This window comes from Aneurinibacillus tyrosinisolvens (genome assembly GCF_001015055.1).
Taxonomy (GTDB): Bacteria; Bacillota; Bacilli; order Aneurinibacillales; family Aneurinibacillaceae; genus Aneurinibacillus_A; species Aneurinibacillus_A tyrosinisolvens.
Window position 1 is genome coordinate 1 of sequence record NZ_BBWZ01000059.1, and the last position, 20478, is coordinate 20478.

20 protein-coding genes and 1 pseudogene are annotated in these 20478 nt (G+C 40.9%); 14 read left to right on the forward strand and 7 right to left on the reverse strand.

Features of this window, described 5'->3' with window-relative positions:
* Positions 1-274 precede the first annotated feature (274 nt).
* Together MBEAL2_RS26040 and MBEAL2_RS26045 are read left to right on the forward strand one after the other, a co-directional pair.
* Positions 275-643, forward strand: coding sequence for a VOC family protein (locus MBEAL2_RS26040; RefSeq protein ID WP_047155142.1), 369 nt, complete (start codon positions 275-277; stop codon positions 641-643).
* A 482-nt stretch (positions 644-1125) separates the two neighbouring features.
* Positions 1126-1599, forward strand: a complete 474-nt coding sequence (locus tag MBEAL2_RS26045) for a hypothetical protein (protein ID WP_047155143.1) — start codon at positions 1126-1128, stop codon at positions 1597-1599.
* A 531-nt stretch (positions 1600-2130) separates the two neighbouring features.
* Here MBEAL2_RS26045 and MBEAL2_RS26050 read toward each other — a convergent pair.
* On the reverse strand, positions 2131-3579 hold the full coding sequence (locus MBEAL2_RS26050) for a PQQ-dependent sugar dehydrogenase (RefSeq protein ID WP_047155144.1): 1449 nt from the start codon (positions 3577-3579) through the stop codon (positions 2131-2133).
* A gap of 428 nt (positions 3580-4007) precedes the next feature.
* Between MBEAL2_RS26050 and MBEAL2_RS26055 the strand changes: the two genes are divergently transcribed.
* The 8 genes and pseudogenes from MBEAL2_RS26055 (at position 4008) to MBEAL2_RS26085 (ending at position 11744) form a co-directional block, all read left to right on the forward strand.
* On the forward strand, positions 4008-4472 hold the full coding sequence (locus MBEAL2_RS26055) for a tyrosine-type recombinase/integrase (protein WP_052948031.1): 465 nt from the start codon (positions 4008-4010) through the stop codon (positions 4470-4472).
* Positions 4473-4865: 393 nt separating this feature from the next.
* Positions 4866-4982, forward strand: a pseudogene (locus MBEAL2_RS34485) (ADP-ribosylglycohydrolase family protein); the annotation flags it as partial.
* A 218-nt stretch (positions 4983-5200) separates the two neighbouring features.
* Positions 5201-6328, forward strand: a complete 1128-nt coding sequence (locus MBEAL2_RS26060; RefSeq protein WP_047155145.1) for an NAD(P)/FAD-dependent oxidoreductase — start codon at positions 5201-5203, stop codon at positions 6326-6328.
* Positions 6329-6535: 207 nt separating this feature from the next.
* Positions 6536-7747 carry a YeeE/YedE family protein gene (locus tag MBEAL2_RS26065; RefSeq protein ID WP_052948032.1) on the forward strand — a complete coding sequence of 404 codons (1212 nt, stop codon included), beginning with the start codon at positions 6536-6538 and terminating at the stop codon, positions 7745-7747.
* Between the two features lie 543 nt (positions 7748-8290).
* A complete protein-coding gene (locus tag MBEAL2_RS26070; protein WP_052948033.1) occupies positions 8291-8791 on the forward strand; it encodes a GNAT family N-acetyltransferase in 501 nt (166 codons plus the stop codon).
* Between the two features lie 233 nt (positions 8792-9024).
* Complete coding sequence (locus tag MBEAL2_RS26075) at positions 9025-9795, forward strand: GNAT family N-acetyltransferase (RefSeq protein ID WP_047155146.1); 771 nt, start codon at positions 9025-9027, stop codon at positions 9793-9795.
* A gap of 35 nt (positions 9796-9830) precedes the next feature.
* Positions 9831-10805: a metal-dependent hydrolase gene (locus MBEAL2_RS26080; RefSeq protein WP_047155147.1), complete on the forward strand. Its 975-nt coding sequence runs from the start codon at positions 9831-9833 to the stop codon at positions 10803-10805.
* A gap of 144 nt (positions 10806-10949) precedes the next feature.
* On the forward strand, positions 10950-11744 hold the full coding sequence (locus MBEAL2_RS26085) for a hypothetical protein (protein WP_047155148.1): 795 nt from the start codon (positions 10950-10952) through the stop codon (positions 11742-11744).
* Between the two features lie 45 nt (positions 11745-11789).
* Here MBEAL2_RS26085 and MBEAL2_RS26090 read toward each other — a convergent pair whose 3' ends face one another.
* Positions 11790-13154: a YheC/YheD family endospore coat-associated protein gene (locus tag MBEAL2_RS26090; protein ID WP_161798303.1), complete on the reverse strand. Its 1365-nt coding sequence runs from the start codon at positions 13152-13154 to the stop codon at positions 11790-11792.
* A gap of 165 nt (positions 13155-13319) precedes the next feature.
* On the opposite strand from MBEAL2_RS26090, the gene MBEAL2_RS26095 reads away from it, so the two are divergent.
* Entirely contained in the window at positions 13320-14474 is a 1155-nt protein-coding gene (locus MBEAL2_RS26095; RefSeq protein WP_052948034.1) for a UDP-N-acetylmuramoyl-tripeptide--D-alanyl-D-alanine ligase, read from the forward strand.
* Here the strand turns inward: MBEAL2_RS26095 and MBEAL2_RS26100 are convergent.
* From MBEAL2_RS26100 to MBEAL2_RS29810, 5 genes are read right to left on the reverse strand one after another with little or no spacing between them, the layout of a single operon-like run.
* Positions 14465-15115 (reverse strand): polysaccharide deacetylase family protein, encoded by a 651-nt coding sequence (locus MBEAL2_RS26100; protein ID WP_052948035.1) that lies wholly within the window; start codon positions 15113-15115, stop codon positions 14465-14467. The genes MBEAL2_RS26095 and MBEAL2_RS26100 overlap by 10 nt on opposite strands.
* Before the next feature lie 15 nt (positions 15116-15130).
* Positions 15131-16114: a CgeB family protein gene (locus MBEAL2_RS26105; protein WP_047155150.1), complete on the reverse strand. Its 984-nt coding sequence runs from the start codon at positions 16112-16114 to the stop codon at positions 15131-15133.
* A gap of 56 nt (positions 16115-16170) precedes the next feature.
* On the reverse strand, positions 16171-17166 hold the full coding sequence (locus MBEAL2_RS26110) for a CgeB family protein (RefSeq protein ID WP_047155151.1): 996 nt from the start codon (positions 17164-17166) through the stop codon (positions 16171-16173).
* A 33-nt stretch (positions 17167-17199) separates the two neighbouring features.
* Entirely contained in the window at positions 17200-17646 is a 447-nt protein-coding gene (locus MBEAL2_RS29805; protein ID WP_439644908.1) for a CgeB family protein, read from the reverse strand.
* 53 nt (positions 17647-17699) lie between these two features.
* Complete coding sequence (locus tag MBEAL2_RS29810; RefSeq protein WP_052948037.1) at positions 17700-18179, reverse strand: DUF3880 domain-containing protein; 480 nt, start codon at positions 18177-18179, stop codon at positions 17700-17702.
* A 164-nt stretch (positions 18180-18343) separates the two neighbouring features.
* On the opposite strand from MBEAL2_RS29810, the gene MBEAL2_RS26120 reads away from it, so the two are divergent.
* The 3 genes from MBEAL2_RS26120 to MBEAL2_RS34195 all read left to right on the forward strand — a co-directional run bounded on the left by MBEAL2_RS26120 (position 18344) and on the right by MBEAL2_RS34195 (position 20125).
* Complete coding sequence (locus MBEAL2_RS26120; RefSeq protein ID WP_236693025.1) at positions 18344-18967, forward strand: polysaccharide deacetylase family protein; 624 nt, start codon at positions 18344-18346, stop codon at positions 18965-18967.
* 26 nt (positions 18968-18993) lie between these two features.
* Positions 18994-19617, forward strand: a complete 624-nt coding sequence (locus MBEAL2_RS26125) for a polysaccharide deacetylase family protein (protein WP_047155152.1) — start codon at positions 18994-18996, stop codon at positions 19615-19617.
* A gap of 292 nt (positions 19618-19909) precedes the next feature.
* Entirely contained in the window at positions 19910-20125 is a 216-nt protein-coding gene (locus tag MBEAL2_RS34195) for a His/Gly/Thr/Pro-type tRNA ligase C-terminal domain-containing protein (protein WP_082130203.1), read from the forward strand.
* The last annotated feature ends 353 nt before the right edge of the window (positions 20126-20478 follow it).

Below are 20478 nucleotides of genomic sequence, written 5' to 3' on the forward strand. Positions count from 1 at the left end.
GCTACATTTAAAATGTTGATCCAATAGATCATGGTTCTCATTCATACATTACCCTTTACGTAGAACAACAAAACCTCCCAGCCTAAGCTAGTAGAATCTTCATTAGAATTAGGCTCTTTTCGTAAAGTTTTTTGTCTTTAACGTAAGATTTTTACTGAACTAACGGGCAGATATGTTCAATAAGGGTATGCGATATTGTTTTCTAATATTCCTTTACTAGAGAACGTATGTTTCGTAAAATATATAGGAATTCAAATTCAAAGGAGGTAAAAACATGGGAAAAGTTCTACGATTTGAGTTTCAGGTTCCCGATCCTGAACAAGCTATCGAGTTCTACTCTAATAGTTTTGGTTGGAAATTTGAAAAGATGCATGGACCACAAGATTATTGGTTTATAATCACAGGTAACAGTGATAAACCTGGTATCGATGGTGGATTAATGAAATCTCTAGATGGTGCTACAAGGACAACTAATTCAATTGGTGTAACTTCTATTGATAACTATCTTGAGAAGGTCGTTGAAAATGGCGGTAACGTTGTTGTGCCAAAAACCACCATACCGGGAATGGGTTATTTTGCTTATTGTACAGATAATCAGGGCTTGCTTTTTGGAGTGTCTGAGGTAAATACTGAGGCAAGATAAAAATGGAATGAAATAATAAGAAATCGCAAAGCAAATAATGATGTATTTCTTTTTTATTGCAGTAACGGGAATCAATAGTTGAATAAAACGCAGATTTTAACTACCTACGTCCCATGAGGTTGATTATGCAAAAAAGCCATCCGTAAATTTATGGATGACTTTTTTGCATTAAGAGGAGTTATCAAGGTAAGTATATATGGTAAGTATCAGTGTGGGTATCACCGATATCTCTTTGAATGAGTTTACTTTAAAAATGTGATCATTTTTTTATCTTCCCATTAAATATTATAGGTTTTCTTGAACGCAGGACATAAAACAGCAAGGTCCATCGAATCCTTTAGTCAACAACTAAGGATTAACCATCCTTGGTCGTTACCGTTGTAGAAATTGAGTGTATAGAATTAGGAAAGAGCCGTAACGCCAGGGGTGACGTTACGGCTCTTTTTCAATTAACAAAGAAAAATTAAAGCTGGTGAAGTCAAATGTTAGATTTAACTCAAAAAGCAGAGATTTACAGTTTGGGACTTTACATTGGATATTTTACATTATCAGATGTAGTAGGCTGGGCAGATAAGATGATTTCAGAACTCGATATCTCGTCCATTCCGAACGAATTATACGATATATCTATGCCGCTCAATAAGAAAATCGATGATGTCGTCAATCTTTTACATACAGTATCGTCAGAAAACCATATCGATTTGGCAACAAAAGTGTTACTTGGTCTCTTTTATAAAGACCTGAACATGTCTCAAAAAGACAGTGACGAAATTATCACTTCAATGTATAGGCTTGTTTGGAAACGTAATGTACATGATGACTTATTTTATAGGGCAAACGGTTTAGAAAGCGAATATGAAACTGCGGTTAATGGTTATGGTGGAGAGGTTCAGGGTGTAATCAAAGATATTATAGAATTCCTACGAGATTATCAGCAATATGGGGAGTTATTTTAATACTTTTTTACTGCACTAACGGGGAGTATAGCGTAATAAACGAACAAAAGCTGTTTCTTCTTTAGCGTAGGAAAAAACGGCTTTTTTTCAAAATATGTCTTACCATATGTTTTTGTAAAAGTCTTGGTACTATCCTGATATTACTCAACTAAAGAGCAGTGTAGTTTACAAAGTTTGTATATAACAACACACATTTTAAAGTAAAGTCACCTGGCAGACGCGAACGATTCCGGGATGACACTTCATAGAAAGGCAAGGGGACAGGGACTTGTCAGGGATAAAAGATGAGGGAGAATAAAGTGGAGGTAATAAAAATCATGCCCAGACAAGCAAGAAAAAAGAGTAAAAGCCCCGTTCTATTGTAAGAGAATACAATTACTTGGGATGAAATCAAGGTATTTGGCTTTTGAATTCCCGGAAAAATAAACAAACGGGGGAGCATGATTGCTCTCTCTTGTTTGTTTATTTTTCGATTCAACAAATCCAAGAAAGGGATTTATCTGGTATTAAGTCGAATTTTATAGTTATGAATCATGGAACAATTTCAAAAACAGTACCTTGGTTAAAATCAGTCCCATTCATAGAGCCATAAACCCCTAAATATAGTCTGGTTTGATCCAGATTCGTTCCCAAACTAGCATAATAAGCTGATTGAGACCCAAAATTATAATCGGTTTCAATAACACTAAAATCATTTAGTTTACAATCTGTTCTTACCCTGGTATAAGCTAAAACCCCTCTAATCGGAGGTTGAGATTCTTCATCCCGGGCAAAATCGGTAAACACAACGCTTCCAGTTAAATCGGGAATTCCATTCCCCATATATGACTGGACTCCCGTAAGTGCAGTTCCTCCAAACTTATCGGGCCTTTGATCTTTATGAAAATAACTAGTTAGAGGCTGAAGACGCTGCACTGAAGTTTTTACTGCATCATTGTAATAAGCAATTGTTTTCTCATCCAAAGTTGGATTTGCAGAGCAGCCCCTTATAATCGAAGTAGGAAAAGCACCTTCCCACCCTCGCCAGCCAAAGTTAATAAATCCTTCTTGGTCAGGTTCAGATTTCATTAAAGAAGCTTGAATAAGCTGAGGAACCGGTATTGGTTTATAATGAACGAATGAAAAAATCGACTCTACCAGATCCTGTCCGACAATTCCTACATATTTGATATACTGGTTATAAAACCTTTGAAATGAAATGCCAGGTATATTGCGAACCCCTTTGGCAATTACCGTAAGCGTTTCCTGAATAGGCGCGGGAAGTTCATTAAAACGTGTGACTGCGGGTGGATTATTGATAAATGTATTCTTAGCTACATCAATTTCAATTATTTTACCGGCGATTTCCATATCATCCTGGCTTGAATTAAATGGGTCATAGCCTGATCCACCATCTCCGGTTGTTAAAACAAGTTTTCCTGTTTCAGGTGAAAAGTTTAAGCTATTGACACCATTATGATTAAAAAATGGTCTTCTTAAATTAAGTAATGTCCGCCGTTTTTGAGGTTGACCATTCGATTGTAAAATCCATTCTTCAACTGTATCAATATGATCATATTGAATTTCTCTATTTATCCACTTTAGGTTTAAGGTTCTGGGGTCACACGGGTTAGGCTTAAAAAATTCAGGAAGACCTTGTCTTGAAACTTCTGAACTAGGAAGAGCACCTGGACCTTGTGTTCCAGCTACTGAATAATGAAGATAAAACAGACCGTTATAATAAAATTCGGGATGAAACGCTAGCCCTAGCAATCCCCGTTCATCATATCTACCACCAGAAAAACCTAGTTTTATGATTCGCGGGCGAATATCTAAAAAAGTTCTTATAACTCCGTTTCCAATGTAAAAGATCTCTCCTACCTGGGTTGCAATAAATAATCTTTCCATTGAGTCACCCGGAAGTATAGCTGTTTTCAAAACAGTAGGTAAATTTATCTTACCAACAATGGGCCGTAAACTAACTTTAACTTTTTTTAACAACTAACTTTACACTCCTTCATACTCTTTTCTTTTATAAGAATATGATTAGAACTGTTCTATTAGTACCAAATTGGGACCGGGGTACCTGATCAGGCATTGCATCATTTTCCGCACAGCATCGGAGGAACCCAGGGCGATCATTGGGGACGTACCTGTTTTTGTATATTGAATTGACAAATGTTACAACGGGAATAAAATTCAGTTGGTGTGACAAATATGAGTAGACCACCGAGAATAATAAGTCGAACAGGCATGTATCATATAATATGCACAGGATAAACCAACAAAATATCTTTGAAGAAGATTGTAATAAATTTGAAGGGATCTTAAACTATAACACCCTATAATAACTCCATCACCTTCTAATAAAAAAAGATCCCTTAGTCAGAGGCAAGGGAAATGTTCCTAGAGCTTTAGGTATAGATGAGGTGAACAAACTCATCAAAGAAGTTAAAGCCTCTGGTAATAAAAGAGACTTTGCCATATTGATGCTCTTGCTTACTAGCAGAATTCGGATGAGTGAGCTAATATCACTTGAACGTAAGGATGTTCGAATTTTTGAGTGTGGAGGGGATCTGCAAGTTGCAAAGGAGAGGGTACGTAAAGGGGATTTGGGACGTATGTATTCGCAACGTATTGTGCCATTGCCTTCGGAGGCAATGAAAGCTATTACTTTATATTTAGAAGAACGTGAGGATAACCATCCTGCACTATTTTTAAGCAATAAAGGTAACGTGATTAACGCCCGAACTATACAACATATGCTCCAGAAGTATGGAATTTGTTCTTATCAACTTAGACACACTTATATTACTAACCTTGTTCAAACAGGTATGGATACAATAACGATTCAAACTTTACTAGGCCATAAAACTCTTAATATGACCCTATGATACTATAAACCTGCTGAGGAAGAAAATATACGAAAAGTAGTTGAAATGCTATATTTAGATGAAGTTAATTCTGGCGAAGGCAATTAGTAAAATATTAGACGAAAATTAAAGAAAACTAGGATAGCCAAGAAAAATCTAAGCTGGTATCTCCATAAGGATTGAATTTTACCCCTGTTTTTAAGGGTAACTTATTAACATTATAAAATAAAATGCAATTTACCTGTTGATTTTAGAATTTATTTATACAGCCCGGTACCCGGTTTGTGGGCAAAACATTCACTATCAGAGAAAATACATAATGTAAGCAGCTTTGAAGAAGGGTTGTTGCTGGCAGTAAATCGGGGAGATGATGCGGATACGATCGGTACGGTTTATGGTTAGCTTGCCGGGGCGTATTATGGAGTTGCTGGAATACCGGAAAGGTGGCTTTCCGCACTTAAGCATTATGATGTAATTGAACAACTGGTTGGAAAGCTATATGAGAGAAGCGTTGTAAAAAGGGATGACTAACCGACTCCGGGGAGATTTTCAGAAGAATTATCCCTGATTTAAGAAATGGTTTTTACTTAACTATAATAATTTTATGTAAACTAAATGTTTTTTAGTAAGCCAGTGGTTCTTTTACCTTTTTACGCGATTTATACTGCACCCCACGATTATATTACTTGCTATGCTAAGGCAGAATAGATCTATGATTAAAGAACCAAAACAGAAAAGGTGTTTTCGAAATGCAAAAGCATATTGTAATTGGAGCTGGAATTCTTGGAGCCTCTACCGCTTACCACCTGGCAAAGGCAGGAGCAAACGTTACATTGGTCGATCGCCACGACGCGGGACAGGCTACTAACGCAGCAGCCGGAATTATCTGTCCCTGGCTGTCACAACGCCGCAATCAAGCCTGGTACCGACTGGCAAAAGGCGGGGCCAGATACTATACTACTTTAATTAAGCAATTAGAAGCGGATGGGGAAACAGATACAGGGTATAAACGAGTAGGCGCAATTAGTCTCCATACGGATGATAAAAAGCTGGATAAGATGGAGGAACGGGCGCATAAACGGCGTCAGGAATCCCCGGAAATCGGCGAAATTATCCGCTTATCATCGGACGAAACAAAAATGTTATTTCCGCCATTATCAGAAGAATATAGCGCTGTCTATATAAGCGGTGCGGCTCGTGTAAGCGGAAAAGCTCTCCGTCAATCTCTTATAAATGCTGCCAGAAAGCATGGTGCTGCCGTTGTTCAAGGAAATGCAGCCTTAGTGTGTAACAACAGCCAGGTTTCTGGTGTTAATGTAGAGGGGAGGACATTACAGGCCGATCAAGTGATTGTAACAGCCGGTGCCTGGGCAAATGAACTATTGCAGCCGCTGGGTGTCCATTTTTTAGTAAAGCATCAAAAGGCGCAAATCGTTCATCTTCACATACCAGACACGGATACTGGCAGGTGGCCGGTCGTTATGCCGCCAAATGACCAGTACATTGTTACATTTGAAGATGGCCGGGTGGTGGTAGGGGCAACACATGAAAATGAAGCTGGATTCGACTACCGGGTGACAGCAGGTGGACTGCATGAGGTTCTGGATAAAGCGTTGTCAGTGGCTCCGGGGCTGTCAAACAGCACCATGCTTGAAACAAGAGTGGGGTTTAGGCCGTTCACCCCGGGTTTTCTTCCTGTAATCGGTGCACTGCCTAATTATGAAAGACTGTTCATTGCCAATGGGCTCGGTGCTTCAGGTTTAACGGTTGGACCTTACCTTGGTTCTGAGCTTGCAAAGCTTGCTCTTGGCAAACCAACAGAAATTGACCTTGGGTACTATGATGTTGCTGGAGCACTCGAACAACCAAATAATTAACATAACAAAAAATACTACATAATAAAGCACATCGTATCAACCTTGTGCTTTTTCTATTGGTTTTCGATAGAGTGTTCTTTGGCTTCGACAATCCTTAAGAGTCTTTTTCTTTTCCTGAACGAAAACCCTACCAAGAAAATTGGAATTGTAGGATTTTCGTTTTTTCTGTTATAATAATTTTATTCGCTTTTTGAAGGAGGAAGAATTATGTCGGCTCATGCCAAACAAATTGAGTGGACTGAAGTGCATAAAGAACCAAATCGCAATCGAATTTTCGTTATTATATCTTTCGCTTTGTTTGTTCTTGGTGCATTGTATCTTACAGAAGCAATATCAGGAACACAAGGCGTGTTATATCTTATGGGCGGTTTGCTGGGTGTCGCTCTTTTCCATGCTCACTATGGTTTTACAAGTTCGTTTCGCATCTTTCTTTCGCAGAGACGTGGTGCGGGGCTGCGCGCGCAAATGATATTGTTTCTCTTAGCAAACCTTTTGTTTTTACCATTTTTTCTAAAAGGTGAGATTTTTGGACACCCGCTCATAGCCAGTGTATCGCCTGTCGGTATCTCTTTGTTATTTGGTGCATTTTTATTCGGTATTGGAATGCAGATGGGTGATGGCTGTGCCTCTGGAACGCTTTACCACCTCGGTGGCGGAGATGCAAGAGGGGGCATTACACTTGTAGGATTTATCATCGGTTCACTTATCGGAAGTGCTCATTTTACCTGGTGGAGTAACACACCGCACTTAGACCCTGTCTCTTTTATTAAACTGTTTGGATCTTTCGGTGGCCTAGTATTCAATGTTATTTTAATGGCGAGCATATTTGCGATTAGCGTTTTTATCGAGCGGCGACGCTATGGGTCCGTTCAATCTGTATTCAGTAAAGAACCTTTGAGTTTAAAAAGATTCGTTCAAGGTCCCTGGTCATGGATGATGGGAACGGTTGTACTTGTGATTGGTTCTTTAGCGGTTCTTTTACTTTCTGGTAAGCCATGGGGTGTTACCTTTGCTTTTGCTCTATGGGGTGCAAAAATCTCTAGCTTCGTTGGAATTCCTGTTGAACAATGGGGATACTGGCAAACTGCGGCCAATGCGAAGGCCCTTCATACAAACGTATTGCATGATGTTACGACTGTCCTTGATATCGGTGTTTTACTGGGAGCATTTCTTGCTCTTGCCCTATCCGGGAAGAAAATTTCGTTCTCGTTGCGTCAGTACCCATTCCGTATGATTATCGGACTTCTCATTGGAGGGGTCATGATGGGGTATGGCGCCCGTCTTGCTTTTGGCTGCAACATTGGTGCTTATTTTGCAGGGATTGCATCATTTAGTTTACATGGATGGGTATGGTTTGTTATGGCTATGCTCGGAAGTGTGATTGGAATCAAAATCCGTAGATACTGTGGGTTTAATTAAGAAAATCCAATGAGAGATCGCCCTCCTCTTATCCTAGTCGGGCTAAGGGGGAGGGCGATTTTTTATTCTGCACTCTTATCGCAAGTTATAGTTTAAAAATACTGTGTATAAATTTACACAATAAAGATTCACATACATACCTTATATACCATCCATAGTAAAAAAATCTTAGCATAGAAAAGAAATAACACACCTTTTTCAAAAAATATTTCTCTTAAATTTTCTTTTGTGACTATAGTGTTAGTTAAATAACACCACTCTATCAAAACTTTTGTTAAAATAATGAAGGGAATATTAGACGAAGTGTAAGAATAATACGGGGAAACTACAGCAAGTTTAACACAAAGAATTAACAATTTGCATAAAAATTAAAGTTTAATCCAGACATTCTTAACAGAGCTTTAATGGTAACAAAACATACCATCCACGCTTCCGTTGTATCATAATAATTGTCTTGGGTAACTTCACTGATGCTCCCTTTTGCAAGATGCTTACTCCTAGACGGATATGTTAATTTATGCGATAAAAGGGAGGAATAAGGGTATGGTTCCATGCAAACTGCGCGCTGTTACAAAAGAAGATGCAAGTGTGTTATATGAATATTTACTAAATCCGAATGTTCGAATGTTCTCACGGTTAAGACCGGAGAATGCCAAAGAAATGGAAGAAATCATTGCGTTTGTTCAGCATCAATCCGACTCCATTGTACGTGTTATCGCCAATGAATGGAACGAACCGATCGGGCTGATTGCCCTTTGGGAATATTGCCTTTTCCAGAAATACGGCTTTCTCGCGACCTGGATTGCGGAAGAGCATTGGGGAAAGGGGTATAACCAGATGGCGAAGGAATTGTTCTTTAGTGAAATGTTTATAGAGCATGGCCTGGAGAATATTTTTATTATCATCCGTAATTACAACAAGCGTTCCCTTAAGGCGATTCAAAAAATTCCTTCTATCAGTTTAGCCTCAAAGGATGAAGAGAAGCTGCTCCGTTCCCTCCATAAATCGATTGAGAAAGACCACTTTTTTATATGTCTCCCGTAAAGAGACGTATCTGTCTGTCCTGGAGGCAGAAGTGGCGCTTTAACAAAGAGGCATCCTGCATGTTCTGAACGCCCTGTATGGCGTTCTTTTTATTTGGTCCCAATATTCGCGAAATTTCTCCCAGTACATCAATAATTAACAAAATATTTATACTTTTATATCATTCTGTGCGTAGTTATGTAACAGATGCATTTTAGTTTTAAAAAGCCGTAACTAAAGAGAGGATGAAGAAGATGGTTCATTCTGCTGGGAAGGTAGAGCCGGAGTTTTCTTCCCTTGTCGTGAAGTTGGCAGATCGAGCAGTGGAAATAGAGCAGGCATTACAATTACGCTATCAGGTATTCGTTGAAGAAGCCGCAAATTTCTCCATGATGAATGCATCAAGAATTGAACAGGACAGGTATGATGCCCATTGTGATCACTTAATTGTAACCGATTTGGAAACGGACAAAGTAATTGGAACCTACCGTTTATTACCGGGAGACAGGACTGCACAGACGGACGGGTTTTATTCAGAAACAGAATTTGATTTAGCCGGATTGCAAGCGCACAGAATGTTTACATTGGAGCTTGGAAGAAGCTGCACCGCCCCGGAATACCGCAATGGAAGAGTCATCCAAATGTTGTGGGAGGGGATTGCAGACTATATTAAACAGCGTGACATTCGATATTTAATCGGCTGTGCCAGCTTGCATATGACAGACATTCAGTCATGTAATGAAATCTATACAATGCTCATTAAAACCGGAATGATTAACAATCAATTTGGAATTTCTCCTCTTTCTACTCATCGGATTGACAGCCTTCAAGCTCTTGAACTCGAATTTTCCCCAAAAGATATGATTCGCAGACTCCCCCCACTTATGAAAGGATACTACTGGCTTGGTGCGGAAATAGGCGGAGAGCCTGCTTTTGATCCGATATTTCATACGACTGATTTTTTCACGATACTTGACCCTCGCAAAATTTCCAAAAGGTACAAAAGGCGCTTTTTAGGCGAATAAACTTTGCGTCTCTTTAGTGGAACAGGGGTGAGCAAATGGATAGTGGAAGCCACCTGGCATTTGGCCTTTCGCTGGCGGGTTTAGCGTATGTCGACCCTGCAATCTCACACAATTCGGCACTTTCGCAGGCCGTCCTTCTTGGGACGATCATCGGATCACATGCGCCTGATTTTGATATGGTTACCCGCATAAAGGGATATGCTTCCTATCTTCGTCATCACCGCGGCATTACCCATTCGATCCCTGCGCTATTTATCTGGCCGCTCGTCCTTGCGCTCTCACTTGCAGCGGTTTTTCAAGTAACAACATATTGGATGCATCTATATATGTGGTCGTTCATCGCGGTGATCCTGCATGTGTTTCTTGATACGCTTAACTCGTATGGTGTGCAGAGCATGCGCCCCTTTACAAAAAAGTGGATTCAGCTTGATATCCTGACGATTTTCGATCCTTTTTTGTTCGTCCTTCACACCGCGGGCATTGTTGCCTGGCTCGGTTTTGCTTATGAACCTGCCGTGATTTTTCCGTATATATACGGCTTGACCTTTCTCTATATAGGCCTCCGCGCTGCACAGCACAGGTTTTTAATTCGAAAGGCATTGGCAAGCATGGGAGCGGCGGAAACCTGCCGGGTTATTCCTACCTTCTTCTGGTTTCATTGGGGGGTTATTGTGGAGACAAAGAACTGCTTTTATACCGGGAAAATTGTATACGGCCGGCTGCTGGTAGAGCAGGTCTACTCAAGGAGCACCTCCGCAATTCAACAAAACCCGATTGTTAGAGCGACGCTGAAGACGGAGGGGGTGCGCGCGTTCCTGGAATTTGCCCAGTGCATTCACGTCACATGGGTGGAACGGCAGCACGGGTATGAGGTTCAATGGAGCGACGTTCGATTTTGGTATAACCGGAAGCTTCCTTTTGGCGTCGATATCATGCTTGACCGGGATTGCAATGTAGTAAAACAAACGCTGGGGTGGAGAAAGAAGCTCTGGGATCGCCCGTTTGTATGAAAATAATCAGGAAGTGGAGAAAGTTTCATCAAGATCCTTAATCTTTAAGGGTCTTTTTCTTGCTTTTTTATAATATTTTACCGATATTTATTAATATCGGCTTTTTTACGGGCTGGCTTTTATTACAGAGGGAGAGAGATAAAAATGTTTCGAAAAAGAAAAAGTTTATTTATCTGGACCGCTGCAGTATTGGCAGTGACATCGAGTCAGCTTGTCATCCTACAGCAATTAAATGCTTTCTTAAAACCGCCTCAAATGCAGACAGTAAAGGCTGCCGGAGCTCCTGTTCAGACTCCCGCTCCTGGAACCGAAGAGAAAGAGGTTTCCATTCCGAAAGACGCGGTTCGCTATATCATAACACCGGATCGCAAAGGAATTGCCTACATAAAACATCTGCCGAACAGTCAGAAGCTGGAGCTGGTAGTTGAGAATGGCAAAGGTGTTATTTCGCGTCAATCGGTGGACAAAGTTACGCATATGGAGTGGTTAGGGGAATCAAATACTCTCTTATACATGGTGGATAAGGGGGGGAAACAGGAGCTATACTTGCTCCAGATGCAGCATAAAGAACCTCTGCTTATCGATGAATGGGCAGGAAAAACGCGTACCATTAAAACGGTTTTCTTTTCTCCTTACCTTGAATTTTTCTATATCCAGGTGAGAAACGGCAGTAAAACGGAGATTTATAAGTACACGTATTCCACCGGATTAACAGAATTGCCGGTCCAGGATATCCGGATTGACCATGTTTCTTACGATGAAAAGCTGGACATTTTGTATATAGCAAACTTATCCGGAGAGCACTGGCAGTACAAAAACGGGGGACTGCGGGATAAAAACGGAAAACTGGTTGCTGCAGATAAACAGGTAAAGCTTCCTCAGGAAGTATTACAAAAGGAGGCCAACAAGCAGGTGAAGCGGGAAGGAAAGGGAAAGTAATTGCAGCGTGTTATAGGGCAGCGGATGAGAAGGTGACCAGTGGGGTCACCTTTTGTTTGTGCCGTTTCTAGAAAACCCTGCTAAATAATTAGCATATTGAAACGGTCTGGATACAATTTCACCAAACAGTTTAGTATTGTCCATATGAAGGGGAAACCCATGATACGTATCTAGCGTATTAACCTCTAAGAGCCAAAGCTGATGATTTGTATCCACGATGAAATCAATTCCGAGATCGCCATAATGGCCATGCCGGTCGAAAACCTGGCAGATATGCAGGGAAAGTTTTTGCATTTCATGTACGCGCCGCAGAGCTCCGGGTTGGTCTATGCCAAGAGCCAGCTGTAAAGCATCCGCGCCATCAAGCACGAAACCAGCTTTCGTAAAATTAGAAACAATTCCCCCTTGTCTGCCAAACTTTCCAAAAATCCCTGAACACGTCCATGTATTACTTCCGTCTTTCTGCATAATCACTCTAAAATCTAACACTCGATCCTCGTATCGGGCCATCGAGATCGCTTGTTGAATGAGGTATTCCTTATCGATAAGGTTCTTGCTCCACTCGGAAAGTTCATCTTGAGTTAATACTCTTTGATACTTTCCATTTCCCGCTTTTTTATAAGGATAGATGATTTCAATATCGCTGGGTTCTGCTACCTGTGCTTTCATCACTCCTTTAGATTCCGCTCCACCAGCCGGCTTGAGATAAACAGATTTATAAAGCTTGAGCATGTCAAGCAAACTCTGCTGATCATCATATCGCTTCGTATCGGGAAGATGTTTTGAAATCTCAGGTATAGGGGATAATCGACTCCACAGTTCCCATTTATTAAACGAACCATTCGTGTAACTGTTAAAAACCCGGTTACTATTGCTGGATATCATGTCATCAAAAATTTCTTTCGGCATGGTTGTTCGATTGTAAGCCGCTCCCGGATAAGGAAATATGCCTGCTTTCCACCTTCTGTTCTCTAATTTATACGGATCGTAATAATACCCCTGGATGGTTTGTGTTTTCGGATCGATCCCTTCCGCGGCACAGATAAATAGAAGTCCCTGGAGTGCTGAGGCCTGGCGAAAGTAATAGCGAAGGGAATTGAGCCTTCGATCTGTCATTTCTTCATTCTTTTTAAAAGCAATCAATGCAAGCACGGGACCTAAGTATAAGTTGTTCCCTTCTCGATAAAATTGATAGGATAAAATCTCGGGAATGGTGAATTGCTTCTTCCAGCCCGCCGGTATTCCAACGTGGTCTGGTTTTAACTCAGGGTTGAACCGGACATCGACTGTTTGCTTTGCCGCACCAAAATGAAAAATCATTGTTTCTGAAGTTACTCCATAAGCTTCTGCCGTGCTTGAGTTCATAGAGAGGGCCTGCTCATTTTGACCTGAAACCCACGTTATTTTCATCCTCATCAAACCTCACTGGTCATATTCATAATATAGAATATTAAAAAATGACGGGTTATGCCTGGATTGATGCCATTGTTTCTCAATATAGGTATGTAAACAAGCAGAAAGGTACGTTATTACATAGGATGTAATGACTTTCAAAGACAGGAGAGGGGATGGGAGATGACGAATTCGTTAGAATGGGAAAGACCTGTTATTGCGATTACAGGGACCTCCGGAAAAACAACGGTCAAGGAAATGGTGGCCTCCATTCTGCAAACGAAGTGGAATACATTTAAATCGAGAGAAAATGGAAATGACCTCTGGTTTACCTCCCAATATGCCCAACAAATTAATGAATCTCACGAAGCGGTTGTACTTGAGTTTGGCTTAAGTCAAGAGGGGGATCTTGACCGGCATTGCCAGCTCATTCAACCGCATATCGGGGTTATTACCAATGTTGGATTGAGTCATATAGATAGCTTTACTAAAGAAAAACAAAAATTGGGCGTACAGCAAATTGCTAAGGAGAAGTCCCGTTTAATCCAGGGAATGAATTCTCACGGGACGTTGTTTGTGAACGCGGACGACCCCAATTCTAAACTGCTCGACATTGTATCTTTTCAAGGAAAAGTTGTTAGGACAGGTCTAAAAAACGAAGCGGATTATAAAGCGATTCGTGTAGCGTACTCGGAAAACGGTATGTTGTTTTCAGTAATAATGAATCACACACCTCATTCCTTTTCCATTCCCCTGTATGGTGAACACAATGTCCATAATGCTCTGTTCGCGATTGCCCTTTCCTATGAATTAGGCTTTTCTATTGAAGAAATCAGGAGAGGGTTAGAGACCTTTGAAAAACCGAAAGGAAGAGTAACAGTCAGCCGCTTCCATCAGAATATCACATTGATTAACGACTGTTTTAATTCCAAGCCATGTGGAGCTAAGGCGGCGATTGATGTTCTGGCCAGCCTGGGGCAAGGAACGAAAGTTGCCGTTTTAGGATGTACGCTAAATATAGGAATTCACTCGAAAGATATTCATTATGAGTTAGGCCGGTACATTGCAGCCAGGGATATCGATTATCTATATACCGTAAACAAGGGACAGAGAGGAAGAGCGCGGCTTATCGCGAAGGGAGCCATCGAACATGGTTTTCCACCGGAGAAAGCCAGGCATTTTGCCGATTTAGACAATTTGTATCAAACGCTTGTAGAGCAATTAGAACCAGATATGACCATCTTAATCAAAGGAAGGTACGGAAACGCCCGTGGTAGAAACCACTGGGATACGTGGAGCAGTTTATATTGGCATCTAAGTAATTTATATCAAAACTGACAGCGGAAAGAATCGGGCGTCAGGATATCAAATCTAAACCCTTGTTTTTTTAGGCCGAGTATAATTTCAGGCAATGCCTGAACCGTCGTCGTTTTAACAGGAGCATCATGCATTAATATAATCGCATTCTCTTTACTAATCGTACTTTTTAACACAGTTTCAATGATTTGGTCAAAATCAACTAAATAACTTTTCGTATCACCTGAATCCACATTCCAATCAAAGAATAGATAGCCTCGTTTTTCAATCTCCTTTTTTAGCCGGGCCATCAAAGAAGAGCCCCCATGTTTTTGGCTGACTTGATTCGCCGACCCACCCGGAAAGCGATAAATGCTCGGGATAAAGCCAATCGATTCATCTACTGCTTTCTCAAGTTTTTCTAAATCCTCGATAAATAAATCAACTGAAGAATACATCGTTGCATAATCATGGGTGTATGAATGCAGCCCGATTTCATGGCCTCGTTTTACGATTTGTTTATATAAATCCCTTTCGGTTTCTCCACCTGATCCGACAACAAAAAAGGTTGCTTTCACTTCATATAAGTCTAAAATCTCTAAAATTTTAGCTGTATTTTCCGAGGGCCCATCATCGAATGTAAGATAGGCTGTTTTTTGTTTAGGATGATCCGTGCATTCCACAGGACAACCTCTCCTTTACTGTTTTAAGATTCCTTCGTGGTGTAAGCACTCAATGATATAGTCGGCCCGGTTTTTGTACGAATGGATTTGGGCTGCGAGTTGCCCTTGCTTTTGGATTTGCTCACGTTTATCGGGGTTTTTTAAGTAATAGTCAATTAAATCAAGCGTTTCCTCCGTTGAAGAAGAAACGATTAATTCATACCCCGGCTTAAATAATTTTCTAACCGCAGGGGTATCCGATGTAATCAGAAATCCACCGGAGCCCAGAATTTCATATGTTCGCTGCGTTACTTGCGTTTGATAATTTTGCAGCCCCAGCATAATGGCGGATGCACTGTATACTTGATTGACTTCCGTGTAGTGCAGATACCCTTTAATCCAGGACGATGGAATAGGTTCACCCAAAATAGGCTCCATTTGCTCCCAGTGTCTTCCCCAGAGGTTTACGCTAACCTTGCTTGCTAATAGGGGTTTAATTAAGGTTTGCAAGGATTGATTTCGATAATGATCCGGAGCTTCTTGAAGGACATGGGGATAAGCATTAGCCACTAATGAGAGGGAGCTCTCATACTCTGGCTCAGGCTTAACCTTTCTATGAGTAGTGGGGTGGAAGCCAAAGTCTAACTGTGCTGAGGGGATACCTAACTTGCGGTAAAAATGTACCATCTCTGCTGATAAAGTAAAGACAAAGTCAGGCTGCATTCTCATTAATAATGGGAGGGTATAGGCAGCGGTAAAATGGGGGTCTTCAACAGCCCAGTAGATGTGGGGCACCCCGGCTGCTTTTACGCTCTTCCTTATCCAATTTTGCTTTACTATCGTATGTTCAGGCCCCCAGCCAACTGTGACGATGAGATCGGGGCTAAACTCATCAATGATTCTCGGAATATTTTCTTCTGTAAGGGGGCCTGAAGCTCTAACTGTATGGCCTAAATCAGTAAACCCATGGGGAAGACAATTTAGCCATATGAGGCTGCTATCTAAAAAAAGAATGTTCATGGCGTTCCACCTTTATCTTTTTTATTATGCCCGTGTACAACGAGTGCAGGGGAGGACTACAGAATATGCCTGGGAATCACTTTTCTTGTACATAGCGTTTCCAGTGCTTTTTTTGCTCGTATGGTATAGGAGTGTTTTTTTACGGTTTCTAAGCCATGTTCACAGATTTTTCTTCTTTCATCGGGTCTGTCTAAATAGTAGCGAAGCAATTGCAATGTTTCTTCCCTGGAAGAAGAAACAAGTAAATCTTTCCCCGGTACGAAAAGTCTTCTGACTTCCGGAGTGTCCGTTGTGAGGAGAAATCCGCCGGATGCCAGAATTTCGTATGTCCGCTGGGTTACCTGGGTCATTTTATTCTGTACTCCGATGACGATTTTAACGGAGCTATATACTTTGTTTGCCTCGGGATAAGGTAAGTAGCCTTTTATCCAATTTGCCGGGACGTTCTTTCCGAAGAGTTTTTTCATTTGGTCCCAATAACGGCCATAAAAATTCGTCTCGATCTTCTCATCCAGAAAAGGCTCTACAAGAGTTTTAAGCGAAGTAAAGCGCTGATGGGCAGGATCCTTTTCGTAAAGCTGGGGATAACCGTTTGCCACCAGGGCGGCTGTACTTGTGTATTGCCTGTGTGGGTGGGTTGGGTAATGAACACTTGGGTGGTAGCCAAAATCTAAATGCGCGGCACCTATCCCTGAATTTTCGTAGACACCAACTTTTTGTGTACAAATCGTAAAGACAAAATCCGGCTTGGCTCTTTCTAGATAGGGGAGAGAAAAAACTTCCGTGTACCCGGGATCCTCTGTAGCCCAATAAACATGAGGAATTCCAAAAGCTTGTGTATAATTTCCAATTCGTTCTTGTTTTTCAGGCGTGTCGTTTGCCGGCGTCCATCCCATACTAAAAATAAGGTGGGGCTGGAATTCTTTCAGCGCCTCTTTTAGTAATGGTTCATTGTTTGGGTCCGCCAGTTTGATATGGTGGCCTAAATCCTTAAATCCATTAGGAAGGCCGAATATCCACATCGGGTGTGTCTCTAAAAAGAGAATACGCACAACGTATCGTCACCTCTTCCTGTTAACGCAATTCTATAAGATACCCGTATTATTTAGTGTTTTAATCATATAATCTGCCCTTGCTTTATAGGAATGCTTTTGCACGGTTTCCAGTCCTCTGGCGCGAATCCCATCTCTTTTATCCGGACGGTTTAAATAGTAATGAACTAAGTCAAGAGTTTCTTCCGGGGAGGAGGAAACGACTAAATCCCGTCCGGGTGTGAAAAGCCTGCGAACTTCCTGTGTGTCCTGTGTGAGCAGAAACCCGCCTGATCCAAGAATTTCATACGTTCGTTGTGTTAGCTGTGTTTGATGATTCTGTAAACCAATAACGATATCGGCGGAACTGTAAACTTTATTGGCTTCGGTATAATGAAGATACCCATGCTGCCATTCAAGTGGAATGTCAGTTCCGAGATGCTGCTTCATTTGATCCCAGTAATTTCCCCAAAAATCAATCCTGATAGTAGATTGAATCACGGGTTGAATGAGGGTTCTTAGAGAAGTATGGCGAAAATGATTTGGATATTGAGCTAATTTATTCGGATAGGCATTCGCAACAACGGCAAGTTACATTGATAGTTCATATCAGGATTTGTTGGAAAATGAACGGCAGAATGAAATCCGAAATCCATGTGTGCCGCCTGGATATCGATTTCTTTATATTCATCCACTTTAGAAGGACAAATGGTAAAGACAAAATCCGGCTGTACTCTTTTTAGGAAAGGGAGCGTAAAGGTAAGCGTATGTGTTGGATCTTCTGTAGCCCAATAGACGTGAGGAATTCCGGACGGTTTTACAAACTTATATAAGCGATCCTGTTTGTAGGGAGAATCATTTTCCGGGCCCCATCCCATGGAAATGATTAAATCCGGTTGAAAGTCTGAAACCATTTTTGGTAAGTTTTCATCACTTAGAGGGCCCGATATTTTCACCTCATGATTTAGATCGCTAAATCCATTGGGAAGGCCGTGGATCCACATTGGATGGCTTTCCAAAAAAAGAATCTTCATACTGCTCCCCCTATATAATCGTTATAATCTTAAATATTCAGATACATTTTCCTTGGTGTTACTTTTATTTGGGTGAATTATTTGGTTTTATGAACCAAAAGGGTGTAATCGCTTTTCAATCCTTGTGCATACTTTATTTTAAAAGTTCTCTGGGGAGTGAAAGGATGGGTTACAAAAAGAAAGTCTATTATGATGTTAAAACAGAAAAAAATAGGGTTGCTTTAACGTTCGATATAGGGAATGGCCATCAAACATTTGAAAAGGTTGTACATGTTTTAGCAGAGAAAAGGGTAGAAAAGTCGACGTTCTTCTTATCGTCCCCTGTATTAGCATCATTTCCTGAAATCGGAAAACGCGTGAAAGAAATGGGATATGAAATAGGCTCCCATGGGCATAATCACTACAATTACACTGAATATGATAATAGATGGATTGAAGAACAGGTAAGGAAAGCGGAAGAAATTATATTTGATACTACGCAAGTAAGGCCAAGATTAATCCGGACACCCAATGGAGATTTCGATCAGAGGGTTGTAGAGAAACTGAGCGAAATGGGCTATACAACCATTCACTGGTCGGCCGATTCTTTCGATTGGATGAACCCGGGGGTAGATATCATTATCGAGCGGGTTCTTTCAAAAGCGAGACCAGGCGTTATCATTTTGATGCATGCAAGCGATACTGCACAACAAACACATATAGCTCTACCAAGCATTATTGATGGTTTGCGTCTAAAAGGCTTTGAATTCGTTACGGTGTCAGAATTAATTCATGAGGAGCAGGCATAAATTCTTTGGACTAAAGGAGCAACAGGATGTCAAGTGCAAATCCTTCTCCAATCTATCAGGGGAGCCCGGATAAACCTGTGATTTCTTTTATGGTCAATGTAGCCTGGGGGAACGAATATCTTCCACAATTACTTGAGATTTTGCATAGCCGCGGCATAAAATTGACGTTTTTTCTACAGGGGTCATGGGTAGCCAGGTTTCCGGAACTGGCTCGTAAAATAAGCGCGGCAGGTCATGAAATTGGTAACCATGCGTATACTCATCCTGATATGAGGAGTTTGTCTGCCGATGAAATTTACCTGGAACTGAGAAAAACCAATGAAGTTATTGGAAAGGAGTTAGGGCTCAAACCTAAATTTTTTACTCCTCCATACGGGTATTATGATGGGAGAGTTATTGATTTGGCTGCTCGTGAAAGCATGCTTACGATATTATGGACATTAGATACCCTGGATTGGAAAATGACGGACTCCGGGGAGATTTTCAGGAGAATTATCCCTCATTTAAGAAATGGTTCTCTTATTCTTATGCATCCAACAGAATCCAGTATGAAAGCTTTACCGGCCATGCTGGATGCGGCACGGGAAAAATCATATGAAATAGGGACGGTAAGCGAAGTTCTTTCCGTGGACAAAGATTTGTTAACGTGAAAAGGAGGGAACGCTTTTTGTTTACTATAATAATTTTATGTAAGCTTAATATTTATTAGTCGCGAGCAACGTGTTAAAGAGGCAATATATAGCGGGGAACGAAAAACTTCGCTTTTGTTTTGTGCTATAATCTTCGTTCTGTAAACTATGGATTTAACCGTATTGCTCTTGACACTGTGTTGAATGACATAAAGATGAGGTATAATGACATCCTCCCCCACCCACTAAAGGGGACAGATGGTCTTCGCGCAATGACAGAAGAAGCGTTAATTTCCTTTCCTTTGTTGAGCAGGTGAACATTGCAGACCTTTCTACTTTGCGTTCTAGAGGGATTAATGTCGAGGTTCAACTTTCAGCAATTAAATTCCCCAAGCAAATCCGCTATGCTACTCGAAAGGGGATACCTTATGTTTGGTTTCTTTCGTTCGAAGATGGTCGATCTTATGAAGTGAAAAATTTAACTACCGGAGAGCAAACACCTGCTGATCCTGAAGTGTGTAAACCATAGAGTAAGCACCTTTCCAGCAATTTCAGATCCTTTTTAATTCTAGGAAATTGAAAGTCGTAAAGCTTAGGTTTACGCCGAGACACCATATACGAGGCCTAACTTTTATATAAATAACTTGAGTCTTGCAAAAAATATGTCGAATGATTTGTCGAATAATGGCCTAGTTTTGGAATGTCTTCTAAAATAAAGAATGACACCCCCATTTTTGTGGAATTGGAAGGTAACCACACCAAATCCATTCACAAAAAGGAGATGTCTTAAGGTCATGGTATCCTTCTATTCATCTATCGTCAAGTTCGTTCTTGCCCTGGGTCTTTGCTTATCGAAACCGCAGCTGCATCACCTCTTTTCAA